Here is a 20,433-nt window from a genome sequence, read left to right as displayed (position 1 = left end):
AGGAAGGAAAATACATGTTCGAATCGATTCAACCGTGGATAGGCATGGTTACCATCGTTCTTGTTATAGTGTTATTCGTATATTGTGTAATCTTACACATCCGTTTAGGTAGCTTGAAAAAGAAATACGATTTCTTTATGCAAGGGGAGCATGGTGCGAGCCTAGAACGTAAATTATCTGTAGAGGTTAGTGAAATTCGCGATGCTGCGAAGGGCCTTGAGTCCTTGTTATCCGAGCAAGTGACAATCCGCAATATTCAGAGCAATACGTTACAAAAAATTGGTTTTATTAAGTATAATGCCTTTGAAAATATCGGGAATGATTTGTCCTTTGCTCTTACCTTGCTAGATGGCAACAATAATGGCATCTGTATCTCCAGTATTTACGGTCGTAATGAATCTCGTATTTTTAGTAAACCTATTGTGAAAGGTAAAAGTTTAGTAAGTCTTTCACAAGAGGAATTAGAAAGTTTGAACGAAGCGTTGGGTGAGCGTACCAATGAGGAAGCGTTGACGAGCGCTATCGTTTCGAAATAAGGAAGTTTTATGTTGAAAATACCGGCATTCATTTCAAACAAAGTTGAAAGAAATGGTGACAACTGCATATTGACATTAACTACCAAGCAAGCGAAACTCGTTGCCATTATTGGTTCCGTAGTATTGGTCTTGGCATTGGTACTCGGTATTTGGGGCATCGTGCGCCAAGCTGAGATTGTGCAATTACGTCAACAAACGCAATTGCAATCGGAACAGTTGAAATTGTTACAACAAAAAACAGAAGTTCTGGATAAGAAAATTCAAAACTTAAATCAAATTAGTGAAGAGAATAAGCAAATGCTGAAGGGCGCTGAATCTGGCACACCAGCTCAAGGTGGCGGGGATGGTAGCGACCCAAAGCAGGAAGCCGCTGATAATAGCGAAGTACAGACGTTAACAGCGGCACAATTATCGGCTCGACTGTCCAAAATGGATAAGGAAGCACAAAAATTGCTTGTTAGCTTCTATACGATGCGCAACATCCTTCGCGATGGTGGTGCACAAGATCTGATGGCATTGCAATCCATTAACTTTTCCGCTGGTTCTGGTGGTGCTGTGAACAGTACGACACCTAGTATTTGGCCAAGTAAGGGCGTTATTACATCTCCATTTGGTAGCCGTGTTGATCCAGTTACGGGTGCTATTGGTGCATTCCATGAAGGTATCGATATTGCCGATGACTATGGTTCCCAAATCGTAGCTACTGCGGCAGGGGTGGTAACCTTTGCAGGGTATACAAGCGGCGGTTATGGTAACCTCGTTGAAATCGATCATGGCAATGGATTTGTTACCCGTTATGGCCATAATAGTGCCGTATTGGTAACAGTAGGGATGAGCGTGAAACAAGGTCAAACCATAGCTTTGATGGGTAGTACTGGTAAAAGTACGGGTGCCCACGTTCACTACGAGGTACGCCTCAACAATACACCTGTAGATCCTATGATTTTCTTACCAATTAGCAATTAGATACGCAAAATCAATTGTGATACACGTAAATCAAATACTATATACTCAAAATTAAATACAATACATATGAAAAGAACTTGTTATGCGTGCACATGCGCTTATAGCAAGTTCTTTTTCTTTCTTTTTGTATATATATATTGTAAAATAAAAGTATATGAATGGAGGTATATCTATGAAGGCCTATGTACAAGTTTATACCGGTGAAGGCAAGGGCAAAACGACTGCCGCAATTGGCCTAGCTATTCGTGCCATCGGCGCTGGCAAGAAAGTCCTCTTCTTACAATTTATGAAATCTAAAGTATATAGTGAACATACTATTTTACCTACCTTAACAAATTTAACGTTAGAAACTGTGGGCAAGCCATTCTTTATCATCAAAGAAGGGATGAAGAGTAAGGATGAACTTGCTAAATGGGGTGATGAAGTCGTTGTCTTTGAGTCTGGTAATCCTCCGAAGGATTATGTAGCTCTCATTGAAAAAGGCTATGAACGTGCACTGGCTGCGATTAGCAGTGGTGAGTACGATCTCGTTGTACTTGATGAGTACAATATGGCTCTCTTCTTTGAACTCATTACATGGGATAAAACTAAAGCTTTACTCGATGCTCGTCATCCAGAAACGGAACTCGTATTTACGGGCCGTGGGGCCCCTCAAGAATTAATTGATGAGGCAGATCTCGTAACGGAGATGAAAGAGATTAAACATTACTACCTACAAGGTGTAATGGCTCGAAAAGGTATTGAAAACTAATCATAGGAACACCTAAGGAGGTGATGTGGTTGAGTACAGTGGCTATTGTGGTCCTCGTTATTGTGGCCATTATTGTAGCACTCATCTTGACTATCCTACTGGCACCAATCACATATAGCATCGAAATTGATGGACGGACGCCATATCGTGGTGAGTTGCGCATCAAATGGCTGTGGCGCGTATTTTCACTCCACTTAGCGTACATTCAAAATAAACCATTTTTTAAGGAATTATACGTTTTAGGTGTACTTAAGATCGGTCCTGTGAAAGATTATGAACAATGGCTTGAAAATCGTGTAGATGAAGAATATCAAAAGGTAATGGACGATGATGGCGACATGGCAGAAGCCTTTGCAAAGGCTATGCAAGGAGGCGGACAAGGTCCAACTACAAGCTCCAGCGGCACAAGCTTTGATGACTTGAAGAGCGCCCAAGGCTCCAATACAATCTTTGATGATGAAGAATCACCAGGGGCGGGAATCTCACCTAGGGCAAAGGAGCGCATTGAGCGACCTGATGCGGTTTCTAAGGATATGGATGCACAAGCTCGTGCTGATCGGTATGACTCGATTCAACAAGATCCAACGGCTCACATTCAAGATGATGATGAAGTAGTAAGTCGTGTTACTTTTAATAGTGACGGATCTATCAAGGAAAAGGTATTTACGAAGGTAAATGATATTAAAACGACTGTGAAACAACGTTTTGGAAAGCCTGATCCTAATGATCCGGTAGCATCATTCAAGTCTGAAATTCCTACATTCTGGTTCATGAAACACTTGAGAAATACAGAGTTGTGGCGTCAGATATTCCTTGTGTCGAAACGATGCTATAACCACTCTAAACCACGTGATATGGTTATAGAGGGCCGATTTGGTATTGGCGATCCGTATCGGATGGGGCTTATTGCATCTATGTTGTATAGCATTTGGCCTGAGCAAGCAGAGTCTATTGAGATAGATTATGTGAACTGGGTAGCTGAAGGCAGTGGTTATATCAAAGGTCGTATGATTCTTGCCGTATTGGCGTGGTATGGTACTAGATTTTTGGTATCTAAACCTATGCGTTCCCTATTGGGTGAAAGTGCTCGTGTCTTCTGGGTTAAACGGAAGGAAGCAAAGCAACTAGAAAAGCTAAAAGCCGCACAAGGCCAAACAGCGTAAGGATATATTAAGTCAAATTAAGTAAATGAGCTGTATACGATAATCTATTACATGTCAAAACTATATAGGCAATATAAAGGTTACTTATATGTAATATAATAATTGAACATACAGCTACGATACTTTCACAAAAAGCGGAGGTACTGTGATGGAGAACAGTAATGTAAAAGAGAATTTGGAAGTCCTATTTGAGAAGTTTAAAAATATGATTAAAGTGGAAACTGTAGTTGGTGAAGCTGTGCAAATCGGCGATACCACGCTCGTTCCATTCGTTGACGTAACCTTTGGTTTTGGTACTGGTACAAACCACTGCACAGCCAATAAAAACCAAGAATCTGGCGGCGGTGGCGGCGGTGCCAAAATGGAACCAAGTGCAATCCTTGTTATTAAAGGTGACCGCATCGAATTGTTCAACATTAAGGGCAACCCTTACAGCAGCAGCTTTGATCGTCTTATCGGGTTGGTGCCTGATCTTGTATCTAAATTGAAATCCGATAAATACATCTATTTAAATGATGAACAATAATTCAGTGAATAATAAACCATTATTTGATGATAAATTATAAATAATTGGTGAAAGCCGAAATGCCCACATGTGTGTTCTGAATATGTCTGTATCGACTGCTTTAAGGGTCTCAGAGTATGCTTGTGGGTATTATTTTAAGTTCTCATAACTTTCATAAGTAGTTCATAGGTCTTTATTATGCTATTTATCATAGTCTTGTGAAAGTTAGCAAGATTTGTTATAGTAAAAATAGTACACTATTGGATTGTATAGTGACACTTTTAATCGAGGAGGATTTCAGATGAAATTATCTAAAAAATTGACTACCTTAGCTATCGTTGGTGCTATGTCTGCTACTGCTGCAGTAGCAAGTGCTGCTAACATTGGCTTAGTAAATATGAGCCAAGTAGTAAATAGCTACCCTGGCTATGGTGCATTAGATATGAAAATGCAACAAGTAGACGCTCAATACCGTCCACAAATTGAAAAAAAAGTACAAGAAATTGAAAAGATTAAAGACTCTGCACAAGCAGAAGCAGAATTCAACAAAACTGTAGCTCCATTGCTTCAAAAAGAAAACGAAGAAATCAATAAAATTGCTCAACCTATGATGCAAGCAATTCATAACACTGTTGAAGCTATCCGTGTTGAAAAACAAATGGACGTAATATTGGATGATCCATACACAATTCGTGCTGCTGACGCAAACAGCAAAATCGAAAACATTACTAACGAAGTAATTAGCCGTCTTAAAAAATAATAAGTACAAAACCCCCTAACTGAGTAATCAGATAGGGGGTAGTTTATTGTATGGGATACTTACTGTTTAAAATATATTTTGATAAATCCAATAAAGGAGTGAGATTTAATGAAAGAATTTAAAGCATTAGCCACAGAGCGGTATTCGGTTCGAAAATTCGATACTCGACCAGTGGAGCAAGAGAAGGTAGATATTTTGTTAGAAGTAGCTAGATTAGCACCTACGGCTCATAACTACCAGCCGCAAAGACTGCTTGTATTAAATTCTGAAGAGAGCTTAAACAAACTAAAAGACTGCACAAATGGTCACTTTAATGCACCGTTGGCAATCATTGTTTGTTACGATAATACGGTGAGCTGGAAGCGAGAATACGATGATGCAGATATGGGGGTTGTAGATGCTAGCATTGTGGGATCCCACATTATGTTTACCGTAGCCGATATCGGTTTAGGTACAACGTGGATTGCTCATTTTGATCCTACTAAAGTACGCAAGGCATATAACTTGCCTGATAATATCATCCCTGTAGCCATCTTCCCCATTGGTTACCCTCATCCAGACTGTGTTCCTGCACCAGGCCATACGAAACGCTTTGATGTGAGTGAATTTACGACCTATAATTCCTTTTAAAAGAATGTTTTTTAGACTATGTATTACTCTATAAGTATTTAATAACTATGGATATAACTGAACTATTGAACAGTTCTATAAAACTTAATAACTATATGATTTCTTTTTAATACATAGTTCATATAAAAAGGACAGTTGTTTGTATCAACTGTCCTTTGGTATTTTATTCTGGTTTGTGAATGAGGTTTACAACGAATTCGCTGTCTTCTACGAGTGTAGCTTGGATATAGTTGTCGCCGTTGAATTCCAATACTTGGCCTGGTACGAGTACATGTTCTTCAGTTTCATTAAGGAACACTTGTACTTTACCCTTTACAACTGTAAAAATGACATTAGCTTCAGGATGGTTATGTTTTTCCACCTTTTCACCAGCTTTGCCGCCTTTTTTTACGATTACATAGTTAGGGCCTTGGAATAATAAACCTAATTCTTGATTAACTGTGCCTGCCATAATGGACCTCCTAATGTTAGCTTTTTATGTTTTGAAAGCTTACGCTAATACTCAATTTATATTATTTTTTACGGATTGTATATAAACGTGTGCCGTTTTCTTTTGTCGTTACAAGTTCAAAGGCTGGATCGATAGCTTTTACAAAGGCCTCGAACCATGTTTGGTAAGCTAATGCCATAAACTTAGGGTCAACGCCCGCTGTACGCCAGTAGCCTGCTTGTAATCTGTGGTCGCCAACCCAGGTAAATTCTTCTGGGCTTTCAGAAACCACTTGGTCACCACCATCGCAAGGCATGCCATTTACGTAGAAGTTTTGTAACGCATTGTAAATCGCTGGTGCAGTGTGTTCTTCAAGGTTATCTTGAGCCACAACGCCACATGCTTGGCCTTGTACTGCAAAGGCATCTAGAATAGCGGTTACTACGTGTACTGCTTCATCGCCGGAATTTGTGTCGAGCATATCTTTGATGAAAGCTGCTTCACGAACGGAAGCAATGTTGATTTGGTTGGCTAACCAGCCGTGAATATTGCCATGGTCGATGATGTTTTCCAAGGGAATGCTTGGATTAATTGGCTCACCGTATGTATCTACGGAGATGGAGTGTAGTTCCTCCGCCAAATCATCAACAACTTTAGAAGTTTTTTCTAAAATCAAATTTTCACGCTCAACGAGCAATTGAATTTTGCGATATAACCAGTAATGGATGTGACCTAAGAATGCGGACATATTAAGCTCCTTTTCGTGCTGTTTCTAATTTCTCTACTAAATCGTATACATTAAAACCGTGGATTTCTGCGGCTTGCCATAATGGCTCAGCTGTTGCAGATGGGCAACCTAGGCAACCCATACCAATACCTTGTAATACAGGTACAACATGTGGATAGGTTTCAACGATGTCGCGAATGATTGTGTCTGGAGTGATAGGGGAACCTGCTTCGAGACGTGGTGCTTCTACTTCAGGATCGTTACCTTGACCAGGCAAGAACACAGCTGGTTCTTCGGACTTGCTTTCAGCTGGAGCACCTTCAAGGTCGCCCAATACAGCTGCTTTGAAAGCCTCTAAACCAATGCGGTCGATGAATTCGCCCATGCGTTCGATTTGTGCGTTTTCTTTATAGTATGCGATGATTCGATCAACTAATGCAAGAGCTTCTTTTTCTGTTTTAACTTCTGCGATGAGGTCGCCGATGCGAGGATGCGCACCGCCGCTACCGCCAGCGTATACATTCCAACCATCTACAGTACCGATAACGCCCACATCTTTCATGCGGCTTTCAGTACAAGAGTTTGGACAACCGGACACACCGATTTTCATTTTACTTGGCATTTCAAGAGATAAATATTTGCGTTCGATTTGCATGCCAAGGTGTACGCTGTCTTGTTTAGCGCGTTTACAGAAGGTAGTACCTGGGCAGATTTTTACGCTGCGCACGCGGTTGGACACAGTGTATGCTGGCTCCATGCCAAGCATTTCCCATGCTTTATCTACGTCTTCTGCTTTCAAATTCGTAATCATAATGCGTTGGCTGCCAGTTAATTTGAGAACAGCGCCGAACTCATTCGCTACGTCGATATATTTTTGTAATTGATCTGGTTGAATGAAACCTGCAGGAACGCGAGGTGTAATTGCATAACGGCGTTGACCGTTTTTTATGCGTTGTAAATTTGCTGCAATTTGTGCCATATTAAATCCTTTCTCGAGCCCTCTCTGCGGAGAATAGTGGCTAAAACTACTTAGTTAATCTATAAAACTCTTTATATATTAATTATTTACGCCCTAGGGTTTTGTGAAAGCTTCGCACATATATACGGACAAGTGGGATGAGATCAACTAGGCGATGCCTCATCAAAACCCGGCGTAATGATCAGTATGGGTATTTAGAATACTGACCCGACGCTCTTAGTATAAACCATTTTAACAAACAATAATGTAACTCAAGCTACAAAAATAGAACTTTTTTAATATTAATTATTGATTGTTTACTAACTATCATTATATACGATACTGTTTACAGATGAAACCCAAGGTTACATATCGTATAATAGACATATAGAGTGTTCTTGATGTAGGAGAAACGATGAAAGTCCTTTACGATACTATTTTAAAAGCAACATACATAGGTCGCCCGAATCGTTTTGTGGTGACTTTAGATTTGAATGGTGAAAGTGTACTCGCTCATTTGCCAAATCCTGGTCGCATGTGGGAGCTCTTGTTTACGGGGGTAACGATGTACATCGTGCCTCACGACAAGCCGGATGCGAAGACGAAATACCGTGTGGTAGGTATCGAGCGCGATGGCGTTGTTATCATGCTCGATACAAACTACAGCAATGATGTAGCGCAACATTTGATTGAAAATAAATGTATCCCTGGTTGGGAGGAGTGGCGCGTAGTGAGACGGGAGTATACGGTTAAACTACACGGCACATCATCTCGCTTTGACTTGCTCCTCACCAATGATAAGGGGGATGAGTTTTTACTAGAGGTTAAATCCTGTACCTTGTTCTCCAAGACGGGAGCCATGTTCCCTGATGCTATTACAGAGCGAGGCCGCAAGCATTTATTGCATCTGAAAGAATTACAAAACGAAGGCTATCACACGGGTGTTCTATTCCTCGTACAATGGGACCAAGCGCAGTGGTTCTTGCCAGATTATCATACGGATTTGGAATTTGCCAAAACCTTTAAAGAGGTGGCACCTTCATTAGATTGGAAAGCTGTGGCTGTGGCGTGGGATGAGACTTTCACCATGCCTACGGTGACACATGAATGTTCCTATCCTAGTGGTATCCTCGACACAGAGGCTCATGATAGTGGCGTGTATGTGATGGTCATGCACCTCGATCACGATCTAGATCTCGAAATCGGTTCTAAAGGGATGATGCATTTCAAACCTGGTTACTATATGTATGTTGGTTCCGCGAAGGCAAATTTAACGAAACGCATTGAACGTCATAAACGAAAACGGAAGAAAATGCATTGGCATCTAGATTACTTCCGCGGTTACTGTGAAATGATAGCGGGCTTGCCGATTCGTACTAGTGGGAGGCCGCAGGCTATGACAATTTCTGCTCAGGAACGGCGTGAAGGTAAACTCTCTGATGATTCGGCTGCTCGTGAAAGCGCAGATGTAGATTTAACCAAAATTGACGTAGAATGTGCTCTCGCTGATGCGGTGCGGGCTATTGCGGAATGGAATGTACCGAACTTTGGGTGCAGCGACTGTGAGTGCAACAGCCATCTATTCGGAATGAGCGAAAATCCGATACACAATAAAAAATTTATGAATGCGATAGAAGATTTTCGTATGAATAAATTGGATGCGCTAGTTAAGTGATTGTTGTTAATGACGAATAACCGAAAATAGTATGGATGGGGCCCGAATACAAATATGCTAGATTGTTAAAAAAGGGATTCCCTTATCTCTTCGCTCCAAAGCGAGCTAAGTCGCTCATCAATAAGGGAATCCCTTTTTTATAACGTTATATGTGAATTCGTCCCATCCATACCTATGTTTTCTATTAACTAGTTGCCTCGACCATTAACAACAAAAGCCCTTTTCCTTTCGCATGGGGCGAGGCCCCTGATTGGGAAAAGGCAGTGAAGTAGAGTATCAACAATCAGCTGATTTTATCAATAATTGTGGCTACATATTTGATAGAATTATTTGATACACATGGAATATTTGGAGAGAGGGGTGGTTGTGTATGCCTTTGTTTGTTAGGTTTGTGTTGTTGGTTTTGGTGTGTGTTTGTAGTGTTGTATTGAGTGGTTGTTCTTTCATTTGGACGACGGAGAATGGTGATCCTGCTACACCAGAGGATATCAAGTCTAGCGTGGAGAAGGAGTTTTCGGTTGTGCATCCGAATCTTGTTCTTCAGTCATCTGTGGTGGAGAAGGAGAAGCCATTCCAGCGAAATGTGTATGTGTTTTATGATGAAAGTAATGGTATTTCTTTTACTACAAATTCTGTAGTCAAGTGGCCAACATTGCCGGCCCCTGGTGGCGAGCGAAAAAATGATGCGGATTTTGCGTATTCACAAGCGTATTTAGTTCATTTGAATGGTTCGTTAGTGGAACGTGCTAAGCAGTATGGCATGCGGATGGCGACGCACGAGGAAGCCTTGGAGCTAGCTAAGTCTAAAGCGACACGTGTAGCAGGTACTAATAAGATATCTCTATTCACATATGATGAGATTATCTTTGTAGACGAATCTGTAAAGGGTGGAGATATTCTAACCTTTATGAAATCTATATATAGCCTGTATAAACCGCAAGACAACCCAGCGTTATTGCACCCTCGTTCTGATAGAAGCGTAGGCTTTTATTATCTACCAAAAGGAGAAGCGTACAAAACAAAAGCTAAGTATTTGATCGCCTTTCGATTTATGGCAAAAAATGATTGGAAAGAAACCATGCTAACAGGTATTGGTAGTACTGGTAACGACACTTCGGCTGTAGAACGAGACTTTGTTAACATTTTAGATCATATGATACAACATGCGGTGCATTAACTTTGAGAGCTATAGTAATATACATTGAAAAATGATAGCTCGATATAACCGATATTTAGTATGTAAATAGACATAAAAGATAGCGTTAAACCCTTAAAAATGCTATAATTATATGATGAATTAGTATCAGTGTTAGTAAAATGAGGTGAGATTGTGGCAGACCAACAATGGTCCCACGGGAATATTCATCCCGTTCAGATTGATAAAGAAATGAAGAATGCGTACATCGATTATGCAATGTCCGTAATCGTTATGCGTGCGCTTCCAGATGTGCGCGATGGCTTGAAACCAGTACATCGTCGTATTTTGTATGCGATGCACGAAACAGGCATGACGCCAAATAAACCGTACAAGAAATCCGCTCGTATCGTCGGTGACGTACTCGGTAAGTATCATCCACATGGTGATAGCTCCGTTTACGATGCGACGGTTCGTTTGGCGCAAGATTTCAATACGCGCTACCTCTTGGTAGACGGTCACGGTAACTTTGGCTCCATCGATGGCGATAGTGCCGCTGCGATGCGTTATACCGAAGTACGTATGGCAAAGATTACAACGGAAATGCTTGCCGATATCGACAAGGAAACTGTTGATTTCATGCCGAACTATGATGAAAGCTTGCAAGAACCAACTGTATTGCCAGCGAAGATTCCTAATCTTCTCATCAATGGTTCCAGCGGTATCGCCGTAGGGATGGCGACAAATATTCCACCACATAACCTCAACGAGGTATGTAATGGTCTAGCGATGCTCATCGACAATCCGGATGTGACGGTAGATGAATTGATGACTGCTATTAAAGGTCCAGACTTTCCGACTGGTGCACTCATTTTGGGCCGAGAAGGCATCAAAAAAGCGTACTCCACAGGTCGTGGTAGCGTTAAAATGCGTGCTCGTGCGACCATTGAAGAGATGTCCAAGGGCAAGCATAAAATCGTAGTGACTGAGATTCCGTACCAAGTGAATAAGGCTCGCGTTATCGAAACAATTGCGAACTTGAGCCGTGACAAGGTTATTGATGGCATCACAGCACTTCGTGATGAATCTGACCGTCAAGGTATGCGCATCGTTATCGAATTGCGGGCTGATGTGCAACCAGACATCGTACTTAACAAATTATATAAACACACTCAACTTCAAGAAACATTCGGCGTGATTATGCTAGCCCTTGTGGACGGTCATCCTCGCGTATTGAATTTGAAAGAAGTATTGGGTTACTACTTAGATCATCGTCTAGATGTTATCGTACGTCGCACTCAATTCGAGCTTAACAAAGCCGAAGCGCGTGCTCATATCTTGGAAGGCTTGTTGATTGCCCTCGACCACATCGATGAAGTAATCGCTACCATCCGCAGTTCCCAAACTGACGAAATTGCACGCAATGCATTAATGCAAAAATTCGGACTTTCAGAAAAACAAGCGGTAGCCATCCTCGACATGCGTTTACGCCGTTTAACAGGCTTGGAACGCGAGAAAATCGAAGAGGAATACAAGGAATTATTGGCATTGATTGAAGATTTGAAAGCTATCTTGACTAGCGAAGCGCGTCAACGTCAAATTATCAAAGACGAACTCGATGATATGAAGAAGAAATACGGCGACCCTCGTCGTTCTGAAATCACCATCGATACGTCTGACCTTGATGTAGAAGACCTCATTGCTGACGAAGAAATGGTTATTACCTTGACTAAACAAGGCTATATCAAACGCATGAACGCGAACGTATATCGCAACCAACATAAAGGCGGCGCTGGTGTTATCGGCATGAAGACGAAGGAAGATGATTATGTAACGCAAATTATGCATGTGCGGACCCATAATACATTGTTATTCTTCACATCTGCAGGCCGTGCATATCGCCTCAAGGCGTACGAAGTGCCGGAAGCAGGCTCCCGCAACTCTCGCGGTACCGCTATGGTTAACGTATTGCCACTGGCGGTAGGCGAATCTGTTACGACTATGATCGACCTTGAACGTGTTCATGAAGATGTAAATTTATTCATGGTCACTGAGTTTGGCGTTGTAAAACGCACGGCTATTGAAGAATATCGTAATATCCGTCGTTCTGGCCTCAATGCGATTAACCTCGACGAAGGCGATCGTTTGATTTCCGTTAATGTAACGACTGGCAACCAAGACATCTTGATTGGCACTAAGTTGGGGATCGCTATTCGCTTCAGCGAACATGATGTGCGCCTCATGAAACGGGCGGCTCACGGCGTGCGCGGCATTAAACTCAATGCAGGCGACGTAGTTGTAGGTGCTGGTGTTCTTAATACTGATGAAAGTGAAGCACAAGTGTTTACTATCTCTGAAGAAGGTTTTGGTAAACGCAATGATGCGGAAGCTTACACATTGCAAAAACGTGGTGGTAAAGGCTCTAAGAACTTCAAGATTACGAACAAAACTGGTGATGTAGTAGCCGTAGAGGTTGTTCATAACGATGACGAAGTTATGCTTATTTCTGAGCAAGGCAAAATCATCCGCTTTAATATGAATGACATTGCTGTGAAGAAGGGCAAGGCTATCTCTGGTGTGAAAACACAAAATCTCGACGAAGGTGATAAGGTAGCTAGTATTGCTGTTATTCCAGGCGCTGAAATCGAAGAAGAAGTAGAATAATATAAAACACTATATAACTATTAAGTAACCATGGGCGACCATCTTAGATGGTCGCCTCTAGTGTTGAGGAGTTTAAAAATGAAAAAATGGTTAGCTGCTATGTTTGCAGCAGGGGTTTTCTTTGTAGGTGGCTTTAGTCAAGCTAGTGCTGCTGACTGGTACTATATCGATGCTGATGCTGACGATGCGGCATGGTTTATTGACAACTCTTCTGTATATAAAACAGATGATGCGGCTACAGTACTTGTTAAAATTAACAATGTTGAAGGTTTTACATATATCTACACAGTACGGATCGATCGCAAAGAAAAAACATGGACAGAACTTGATACAACAGTATATAGCAATGCTGGTATAGCATTGTTATCTAGTAAAGAAGCACAAAAACCTACGAAAATTGAACCGGATACCATGGGGGCGGAAGTTATGCAGGCCCTATGGGGTAAATAATCCAACAATTTAATAGAAGCTGATATTCGCTCTGTCTATTTAGATACTCAGAACGTATAAGTAGCCCCGAACTATCCTGAAAGCCTCCATAGTGACCTAAGTCGGTTTCAGAATAGTTCGGGGCTTTCTATATTATTAGTACTCTTACAGGGCGAATATCCGCTTTCAAATCCGTTGGATTATTTAATCCCATAAGGGGCCTTGCTAGACTTCCTAGGGAGAAAAAGTGACCTAAGTCGTTTTCAGAGTAGTTCGAGGTTTTCTATATCATTAGTACTTTTACAGGGCGAATATCCATATTCAATCGTGTCAGATTCATTTTTTCATACAGAGAGAATATTCCAAGGTGAGTGTGTTTTTGTTTTAGGTAGGTATGTTATTGAATAGATATGACAAAGAGGCTGTAATTAAAACTTAGTTTTAATTACAGCCTCTGGATTAGATTGTATTAACTATTATGATGGGAAAATTTAAATACTTCTTTTAAACTTATAATAACCAGAATTAGTGTAATTCCCCATCCAATTCGAGTTGCTAATAATAAATCATTTGACCAGATATTTAAGCAAGTTGCACCAATAGCTGAACCGATTGAAATCGCAACATTTTGCAGCATTCGTTGCAAAGCTCCTGTACTTCCTTGGATTTCCATAGGACTGGCTTGCATAATACTGGCAATATTAGCAGGTTGAAAGTATCCTCCACCAATACCGTAGATGAATAATCCTAATGTTAAGAGTTGATAAGGCCAGTTAGGATTGATCAGTAAGAGAAAAATCAAGGATATGATAATAATACTTAGACCAATATGGCTAAATAGCTTATTTTTATTGCCGTTATTGATTTTACTGGATATTCTTGAAAAAAGCACCAGCCCTGTAGGAGCTCCTAGAACAAGAAATCCAGTTTGCCCCACTTCTAGATGATATGATTGTTCAAAAATGAAGGGGGGAAGTAAAAAGATCATTGCAGAGGCAAAGCCAAAAGTAACTGTTTGAAAAAGGTAAGAGATTACTTGAGGATTATTTTTTAATCCTTTGATATCGATAAGTGCGTGTTTGTTATTAAGTTCCACATAGTAAAATATAATTCCGAGCAACAAGCTAGATAGTATCAGGATTATACCAACTACAAATAGATGTGATTTGTTTAATAAAGATAATCCTAATAAGAGAGAAACTAACATGAGAGTGTTTATAGTAATTCCAAGCATATCTAATTGTCGGTTGTTGTTTTTTTCGGAGAGTTTATTGAGAAGGAAATTATTACATGCAATTCCAAAAATTACAAAAGGAATATTTATCAAAAAAATAAGTTGCCAGAAACTTAACGAAAGTATGATCCCGCCTAAAGAGGGCCCTAGAATAGGGCCTAAACCAATCATAATTCCGAGGATACCAATAGAGCTATTTTTACGTTTTTCAGAAACTAAAGTTGTAATTAGTGCGGCAGAAGTAGCTTGTAAAGCAGCCGCTCCTATGCCTTGAAAAATTCGTCCAATAATTAATAAACTGATATTGTTAATTAAGCCACAAAATAAAGAACTTAGACCAAAAAGCACGAATCCTAAATACGAAATTTTTAATTTTCCAAATTTATCGCTTAATACGCCTAAAGGTAGGATAGAGATAGCTAAAGCTAAAGTATAACCGGTTATTGTGAAGGCTGCAATATCAGTTGAAGTTTGAAATTGTTCTTTTAAAAAGGGTAATGCTATATTGATAATTCCTGTATCGAGAGTGGATAATAACATTCCCATACCTGCAACAATTGTTATGAGTAAATCTTGCAATTGTTTATTCATAAAGATTTCTCCTTTTCTTTAAAACTATTAAGTATAATATAATAAGTCTAAAGTCTATAATCAAACGATTCAAAAAATATCGAATCGTTTAGGAGGATGTTTATGTCTATTACAATTCGGTTTAGCGATTATGCTTTGGAAACAAATGAAACGTTAATACAAAGAATACAATTTGTGTATTCCCCTTTAAATGAACTTTTTAGAAGTTTACATGTGCTTTTAAATCCGCGCCATCATGGAACTAATATTGATTGGGTGATTGAGATACAAGATAAACTTACTGAAGAATTTTATGAGAATCTTCATTATTTCCAACTTTTTTATGAACTGGGGGTCTCTCCTATTTTACTTTGTAATTTTCGTTATCATATGACAACGATTGAAGAGGAAATACAAAATTTAAAGAAATTTCTGGTTAATTATCCGACTATTCAATTAATTGAGTATTTGGAGAGAATAATAGATGATAGAGAAAATGCCTTTATTCCAACATTAGCAAAAGGACTAGAGTGGAAAGATTTTTCTTTAAATGAAAATGATCAATTGCTTAAAGATTTGAAGCGAAATGCTACAAGTGTTTATAGGAGACTTTTTTCTTTTATTGATTGGTATAGAAAATCAATTTTTGATGATACTTGGAAAGAAAAATCAATTGAGCAAAAGCTTTTAATTGAAATACAAAAGCAATCTTCATTTTTGAGGGAAAAAGGTTTTATAGAGATGTTTAATCATTTACAAATTGATCGAATCCATTGGGAAAAAGGAGCTTTAGCTATTATTAAACCTTTTAATCAAGAGGTTTATTTAAAGGACAGTGACTCTATTATGTTGTTACCAAGTTATTTTATTTGGCCGCATCTGTTTGTTGAATCTTTTAATCAAGGAATTGCTATTACTTATGATATTGCGGAGCAACCAAGTTATTATAACTCCACACCGGAGGGATTAGTTACTATTTTTAAAGCCTTGAGCGATTCAGTGCGGTTGCAAATTATGAATTATGTTTTGGAAAAACCAAGTACGACACAGTCTTTAGCGCAAATTTTATTAATGACTGAATCAAGCGTATCGAGACACTTACAAATTTTAAAAGACGCAAAGTTATTGAAAGCAAGAAAAGTGAAGAAGTTTGTTCTATATGAACCGACAGAGTTAGTTACTCAACTTATGCCGAATTTCTATCGCTTCTTTCGAAATTAAGAGAAGATGAATTACCATGTTGTGGGTTGATAGAGATAGTTTTCATATAACATTTAGTTTTCCCTTATATACTAGTTTGTATATTTTTGTATTTTCTTTGAGAGGTATTAATATGAAAAAAACATTGGCAGCTGTTTTGGCAGCAGGTGCATTATTAATCGGCGGTATTGGTAGTGTTGATGCGGCTAATTGGTATACAGTAGGCACTGATAGCAATGGTGTTACTTGGTCTATCGACAATGATTCCGTTAAAAAAGATGATAAAAAAGCGGTAATGGATATTAAAGCGATGGACTATGAAGGTTACCATTACATTGTGACTGAAGAGTTCAATCATAAAAAACGGGAAGTTAAGGATCTTAAGGTGACTCTTTATAACCCACAAGGTTATGTTGTGAAAGAGGAACAAGTTAATAAAAATAGCCGTAAAGTTGAGCCAGGTACGCCTGCGTACGCTGTATTCCAACTTATTTGGGGCGGTAAATAATTGAATCCTACAGACGAGTACACTGTTGATTAGTTTAGGATTGTCTAGATTGAATGATTTTGTAAAAGCTTCACTGGCGCACGTTCTTTAGAAGAACGTGCGTTTTTTATGTATAATATAATTTTGTTTTAGCTCTTATAGTATTAACAATTAAGCCATTAGTTTTTATAGTGCTAATAAGTAAGTCACTTATTAAGGCACTTATTAAGGCACGTTAGTTAATGCCCTTAAGATAGGTGAATTATTCATTTTTTCATGATAAAATGTGATTTATAGTACACTTTTTCAGAGGTTTTGTGCAAAAGTGTAACAATTCTACATAGTATAAACTTTCACCATAGCGTATACTATAGGTAAGATGCAGAAGTATGGCTTGGGCGCAGTGCTCCGTAGTTTAGCATATTTCGCCCCAATAGGTTTGGTAGTTATAGTTTGTTAGAGGAGGTCCTCATGTCTCAATACGAATTTATCGATAAACGCGTGCCGATTGCACTCGACAATCCATCCATTTATCACGACATTTCCAAGTGTAAAAACTGTACGTTATGCCGTCGCGCTTGTGCGGATGTAATGAGCGTACTTGATTACTACGACCTTGATGCAAACGGCGATGTGCCTGTATGTATCCATTGCGGTCAATGTGCGGCAGCATGCCCATTCGACTCCATGCATGCTAAATCCGAGCTTGAAAAGGTAAAAGCAGCCCTTGCTGATCCTGAAAAAATCGTCGTTATCCAAACGGCTCCTGCTGTTCGTGTATCCATCGGTGAAGGCTTTGGCTATGAACCAGGTACATTCTTGGAAGGCAAAATGGTTGGTGCCTTGCGTAAACTTGGTGCAGACTATGTAGTAGATACTAACTTTGGTGCGGACTTAACCATTATGGAGGAAGCATCCGAGCTTGTGGAACGCCTTAAAAATGGCGGTCAAATTCCTCAGTTTACAAGCTGTTGCCCAGCGTGGGTGCGCTTTGCGGAAATCTATTTCCCTGAATTGATTCCTAACTTGTCTTCCACACGTTCTTGTATCGCTATGGAAGCGGCTATGATTAAAACGTACTTTGCAGAGAAAAAAGGCATTGATCCTCGTAAGATCGTATCCATATCTGTAAACCCTTGTACGGCTAAAAAAGCAGAAACGAAACGGGAAGAAGAAAATGCAGCGGCTCGTTACCACAATGACGAATCCCTTGGCATGGACACAGATATTTCCATCACAACTCGTGAATTCATCCGTTGGATTCAAGAGGAACATATTGACTTCAACACAGTAGAAGAATCTCAATTTGATGACTTAATCGGCATGGAAACTGGCGCATCCATCATCTTCGGTAACACAGGTGGTGTTATGGAAGCGGCGATGCGTACGGCTTACAAGCTCATCACTGATAAAGAGCCACCTCCATACGCGTTGACTCACCTTGAAGACGTTCGCGGTATGGAAGGCGTAAAAGAGGCAACTGTTCAATTGGGTGATGACGTAATATTGTCCGTTGCCGTTGTTCACGGTGGTAAAAATACACGTGACTTCTTGAATGCATTGAAAGAAAACGGTAAACACTACGACTTCATCGAAGTTATGGCGTGCCCAGGCGGTTGTATTGGTGGCGGTGGCCAACCGCGCACTAAATTGCCGCAAGCGGTGAAAACTAAAGAAGCTCGTATCGGCGGTCTTTACGAAGCTGACGAAAACTACAAATGGGTTGCGTCCTATGAAAATGAAGAAATCCAAACATTGTACAAAGATTTCTTAGGCGAACCATTGGGCCATAAGGCACACGAACTTTTACACACACACTACACAGACCGCAGCGCGGTTCTTGGTACTCGTAAAGACGTAACACCTGAAACATGCCCAACATCCCCTAAATTCAAAGGCTAATGATAGCCGATTGCTTAAATATGGTGCAGGTTAGTATTGACGATGTGCTAGTAAAGAAAGAAAAATTTAAAGGTTAATAATAGTCGATTACTTAAACAGTAGGCTGTTATAAAGTAATCAAATGCTTATACACTCATAGTAGCGTTTGCTATTTAGGGTACAACAACATAAAATAGAAAATCCTACGGGTCATGAGTGACTTGATACTCACGTAGCCTTTTGTTACAGTGCGGTCACTTTTTAAACGATTCGTAGGATTTTTTATATAATTATTCAAAATTCACATATTTTTACTGTATAACTTTATTATAATAATTCAGTATAAAAAAATTATTTTATTATGAGGAAAAGATGAATCATTTAGTGTATAATATAAAAATATACTGTACGGATCAAGAGGGGACTTATGGGTGTTGCATTGGGAGAGCAACATAGAAAGCCCATAATATTCATAATATTGCGTAAGCATTAAGGAGCTTTTAGGAGAGATGAACCAGTTTTTTCGGCGGGTCCTGAGTGGCCTTGCCTTACTAGTTGCTGTCGTTGGTACAACTGGATGCCAACATGAGAGTCAGGCAGAACAAGAAACGGTACGAACCGTATCGTACCGTGCCGTCCTGGAGTCCAACAAACCTGTGTCTGAAAAGGTGGACACTTGGATTGCGGCCATGTCCCAAGAGGATAAGGTAGGGCAGCTGATGATGATCAGCCTTCATGGTAGTACGATAGGACAATCCCAAAAGGATGTGATCCGAAAATACCGTGTCAGTGGCGTTATGCTAACGAATGAAAATCTTATTAATAAGAACCAAGTGAAAACTTTCACCAGCGATATTATGCAAACGGCGATAACCTCTAGCATGGTGACACCCTATATTGCGGTGCATCGTGATCGCATATTGCATGGGAATGAAAGTTTCTTGCGGTTGCCGAAGCCCAATCGATGGGGGCAATTGCCTATGGATCGTATCATTAATTTGGCCACGCGATCTGCTATTGAAATGCGGGATATGGGCTTTAACTTGGTTATTGGGCCTAATGCTAACCTAGGTGTTCCTAATATGTCCTATACATCGGACCCCACGTGGGCAGGCCATATAAATCTTGCCATGGTGGAGCGTTACCAAATTAATCATATGTGGTCCGCTTATAACTACTTTCCGGCAGTGACCTTAGGGGATGCGTCCTTTGGCTCAGCTAATGAGGCAAAAGCATATCTCAGCAATAATGATGTAGCCGTCTTTAAACGGCTCATTGCACAGACGACGGCGAATAGCTATATGCTTGTGATGAGCCATATCCAGATTCCCGCCATCGATAATGAACACTTGGCGAGTTCCTCTAAGCCGATTATTGATGGTTGGCTTCGCAAGGAGCTTGGTTATAAAGGTATCGTTATGACGGACCGTATCGATGTGGGTGCGTTGCAATCCAATCAAAAGATAGGCGATTACGCTGTGGCTTCCATTTTGGCGGGCAGTGACCTCATTCTTGTTGATGCGGATACGATTCATATCGATGAAGTCCATCGTGCGCTGACGCAAGCGGTGGCGGATGGAACGATTACGACCGAGCGGCTTAACGAATCGGTTAAGCGCATCTTATTGATGAAAATGCAAACGCAAATGGATCCATAAGATATTTAGGAATATTAGATTTTGTAATTAGGAATTTACGAATTAGATATTTACAAGTTAGATATTTACTATTA

The 20,433-nt window shown here is 40.0% G+C and carries 19 protein-coding genes; 15 read left to right on the top strand and 4 right to left on the bottom strand.

What is annotated here, in order from left to right; genetic code table 11:
- Positions 1-14: 14 nt before the first annotated feature.
- From E7A03_RS05920 to E7A03_RS05890, 7 genes are all read left to right on the top strand, one after another.
- Positions 15-536, top strand: a complete 522-nt coding sequence (locus E7A03_RS05920; RefSeq protein WP_316073844.1) for a DUF4446 family protein — start codon at positions 15-17, stop codon at positions 534-536.
- 9 nt (positions 537-545) lie between these two features.
- Entirely contained in the window at positions 546-1,502 is a 957-nt protein-coding gene (locus tag E7A03_RS05915; RefSeq protein WP_287510008.1) for a M23 family metallopeptidase, read from the top strand.
- Positions 1,503-1,674: 172 nt separating this feature from the next.
- Positions 1,675-2,253 carry a cob(I)yrinic acid a,c-diamide adenosyltransferase gene (locus tag E7A03_RS05910; protein ID WP_004694402.1) on the top strand — a complete coding sequence of 193 codons (579 nt, stop codon included), beginning with the start codon at positions 1,675-1,677 and terminating at the stop codon, positions 2,251-2,253.
- A gap of 29 nt (positions 2,254-2,282) precedes the next feature.
- On the top strand, positions 2,283-3,416 hold the full coding sequence (locus E7A03_RS05905; protein WP_118091172.1) for a hypothetical protein: 1,134 nt from the start codon (positions 2,283-2,285) through the stop codon (positions 3,414-3,416).
- Between the two features lie 148 nt (positions 3,417-3,564).
- On the top strand, positions 3,565-3,942 hold the full coding sequence (locus tag E7A03_RS05900) for a GerW family sporulation protein (RefSeq protein WP_004694406.1): 378 nt from the start codon (positions 3,565-3,567) through the stop codon (positions 3,940-3,942).
- Positions 3,943-4,222: 280 nt separating this feature from the next.
- On the top strand, positions 4,223-4,681 hold the full coding sequence (locus E7A03_RS05895) for an OmpH family outer membrane protein (RefSeq protein ID WP_101928901.1): 459 nt from the start codon (positions 4,223-4,225) through the stop codon (positions 4,679-4,681).
- A 108-nt stretch (positions 4,682-4,789) separates the two neighbouring features.
- Entirely contained in the window at positions 4,790-5,311 is a 522-nt protein-coding gene (locus E7A03_RS05890) for a nitroreductase family protein (RefSeq protein ID WP_101928900.1), read from the top strand.
- 163 nt (positions 5,312-5,474) lie between these two features.
- Here E7A03_RS05890 and E7A03_RS05885 read toward each other — a convergent pair whose 3' ends face one another.
- The 3 genes from E7A03_RS05885 to E7A03_RS05875 all read right to left on the bottom strand — a co-directional run bounded on the left by E7A03_RS05885 (position 5,475) and on the right by E7A03_RS05875 (position 7,447).
- Complete coding sequence (locus E7A03_RS05885) at positions 5,475-5,762, bottom strand: cupin domain-containing protein (protein ID WP_004694414.1); 288 nt, start codon at positions 5,760-5,762, stop codon at positions 5,475-5,477.
- Positions 5,763-5,823: 61 nt separating this feature from the next.
- Entirely contained in the window at positions 5,824-6,489 is a 666-nt protein-coding gene (locus E7A03_RS05880; protein WP_101928899.1) for a hypothetical protein, read from the bottom strand.
- A gap of 1 nt (position 6,490) precedes the next feature.
- Positions 6,491-7,447 (bottom strand): DUF1858 domain-containing protein, encoded by a 957-nt coding sequence (locus tag E7A03_RS05875; protein WP_004694418.1) that lies wholly within the window; start codon positions 7,445-7,447, stop codon positions 6,491-6,493.
- 394 nt (positions 7,448-7,841) lie between these two features.
- On the opposite strand from E7A03_RS05875, the gene sfsA reads away from it, so the two are divergent.
- The 4 genes from sfsA to E7A03_RS05855 all read left to right on the top strand — a co-directional run bounded on the left by sfsA (position 7,842) and on the right by E7A03_RS05855 (position 13,350).
- The gene (sfsA, locus tag E7A03_RS05870) at positions 7,842-9,101 is read left to right on the top strand and encodes a DNA/RNA nuclease SfsA (RefSeq protein WP_316073843.1); all 1,260 of its coding nucleotides are present in this window, start codon (positions 7,842-7,844) and stop codon (positions 9,099-9,101) included.
- 370 nt (positions 9,102-9,471) lie between these two features.
- Positions 9,472-10,278, top strand: a complete 807-nt coding sequence (locus E7A03_RS05865) for a hypothetical protein (RefSeq protein WP_316073841.1) — start codon at positions 9,472-9,474, stop codon at positions 10,276-10,278.
- A gap of 153 nt (positions 10,279-10,431) precedes the next feature.
- Positions 10,432-12,900 (top strand): DNA gyrase subunit A, encoded by a 2,469-nt coding sequence (gyrA, locus tag E7A03_RS05860; RefSeq protein WP_316073840.1) that lies wholly within the window; start codon positions 10,432-10,434, stop codon positions 12,898-12,900.
- Between the two features lie 78 nt (positions 12,901-12,978).
- Positions 12,979-13,350, top strand: coding sequence for a hypothetical protein (locus E7A03_RS05855; RefSeq protein ID WP_316073839.1), 372 nt, complete (start codon positions 12,979-12,981; stop codon positions 13,348-13,350).
- Positions 13,351-13,798: 448 nt separating this feature from the next.
- Here E7A03_RS05855 and E7A03_RS05850 read toward each other — a convergent pair whose 3' ends face one another.
- On the bottom strand, positions 13,799-15,154 hold the full coding sequence (locus E7A03_RS05850; protein ID WP_024060921.1) for an MFS transporter: 1,356 nt from the start codon (positions 15,152-15,154) through the stop codon (positions 13,799-13,801).
- A 102-nt stretch (positions 15,155-15,256) separates the two neighbouring features.
- On the opposite strand from E7A03_RS05850, the gene E7A03_RS05845 reads away from it, so the two are divergent.
- The 4 genes from E7A03_RS05845 (at position 15,257) to E7A03_RS05830 (ending at position 20,359) form a co-directional block, all read left to right on the top strand.
- Positions 15,257-16,354: an ArsR/SmtB family transcription factor gene (locus E7A03_RS05845; RefSeq protein ID WP_004694435.1), complete on the top strand. Its 1,098-nt coding sequence runs from the start codon at positions 15,257-15,259 to the stop codon at positions 16,352-16,354.
- A 112-nt stretch (positions 16,355-16,466) separates the two neighbouring features.
- Entirely contained in the window at positions 16,467-16,841 is a 375-nt protein-coding gene (locus tag E7A03_RS05840) for a hypothetical protein (protein ID WP_004694437.1), read from the top strand.
- Between the two features lie 450 nt (positions 16,842-17,291).
- A complete protein-coding gene (locus E7A03_RS05835) occupies positions 17,292-18,722 on the top strand; it encodes a [FeFe] hydrogenase, group A (protein WP_316073838.1) in 1,431 nt (476 codons plus the stop codon).
- Between the two features lie 488 nt (positions 18,723-19,210).
- Entirely contained in the window at positions 19,211-20,359 is a 1,149-nt protein-coding gene (locus E7A03_RS05830; RefSeq protein WP_105087290.1) for a glycoside hydrolase family 3 N-terminal domain-containing protein, read from the top strand.
- Positions 20,360-20,433 lie beyond the last annotated feature (74 nt).

Origin of the sequence: Veillonella parvula (genome assembly GCF_032472435.1) — a bacterium.
Taxonomy (GTDB): Bacteria; Bacillota; Negativicutes; order Veillonellales; family Veillonellaceae; genus Veillonella; species Veillonella parvula_N.
Note: the sequence above shows the minus strand (reverse complement) of the source record. Positions and strands in the feature narration are given on the sequence as shown.

Coding starts and splice junctions, on each gene's coding strand:
- E7A03_RS05915 (WP_287510008.1), top strand. CDS start 546: ATGTTGAAAATACCGGCATTCATTTCAAACAAAGTTGAAAGAAATGGT.
- E7A03_RS05865 (WP_316073841.1), top strand. CDS start 9,472: ATGCCTTTGTTTGTTAGGTTTGTGTTGTTGGTTTTGGTGTGTGTTTGT.
- E7A03_RS05845 (WP_004694435.1), top strand. CDS start 15,257: ATGTCTATTACAATTCGGTTTAGCGATTATGCTTTGGAAACAAATGAA.
- E7A03_RS05840 (WP_004694437.1), top strand. CDS start 16,467: ATGAAAAAAACATTGGCAGCTGTTTTGGCAGCAGGTGCATTATTAATC.
- E7A03_RS05910 (WP_004694402.1), top strand. CDS start 1,675: ATGAAGGCCTATGTACAAGTTTATACCGGTGAAGGCAAGGGCAAAACG.
- E7A03_RS05885 (WP_004694414.1), bottom strand. CDS start 5,762: ATGGCAGGCACAGTTAATCAAGAATTAGGTTTATTATTCCAAGGCCCT.
- E7A03_RS05875 (WP_004694418.1), bottom strand. CDS start 7,447: ATGGCACAAATTGCAGCAAATTTACAACGCATAAAAAACGGTCAACGC.
- E7A03_RS05835 (WP_316073838.1), top strand. CDS start 17,292: ATGTCTCAATACGAATTTATCGATAAACGCGTGCCGATTGCACTCGAC.
- E7A03_RS05880 (WP_101928899.1), bottom strand. CDS start 6,489: ATGTCCGCATTCTTAGGTCACATCCATTACTGGTTATATCGCAAAATT.
- E7A03_RS05855 (WP_316073839.1), top strand. CDS start 12,979: ATGAAAAAATGGTTAGCTGCTATGTTTGCAGCAGGGGTTTTCTTTGTA.
- E7A03_RS05890 (WP_101928900.1), top strand. CDS start 4,790: ATGAAAGAATTTAAAGCATTAGCCACAGAGCGGTATTCGGTTCGAAAA.
- sfsA (WP_316073843.1), top strand. CDS start 7,842: ATGAAAGTCCTTTACGATACTATTTTAAAAGCAACATACATAGGTCGC.
- E7A03_RS05900 (WP_004694406.1), top strand. CDS start 3,565: ATGGAGAACAGTAATGTAAAAGAGAATTTGGAAGTCCTATTTGAGAAG.
- E7A03_RS05830 (WP_105087290.1), top strand. CDS start 19,211: ATGAACCAGTTTTTTCGGCGGGTCCTGAGTGGCCTTGCCTTACTAGTT.
- E7A03_RS05850 (WP_024060921.1), bottom strand. CDS start 15,154: ATGAATAAACAATTGCAAGATTTACTCATAACAATTGTTGCAGGTATG.
- E7A03_RS05895 (WP_101928901.1), top strand. CDS start 4,223: ATGAAATTATCTAAAAAATTGACTACCTTAGCTATCGTTGGTGCTATG.
- E7A03_RS05920 (WP_316073844.1), top strand. CDS start 15: ATGTTCGAATCGATTCAACCGTGGATAGGCATGGTTACCATCGTTCTT.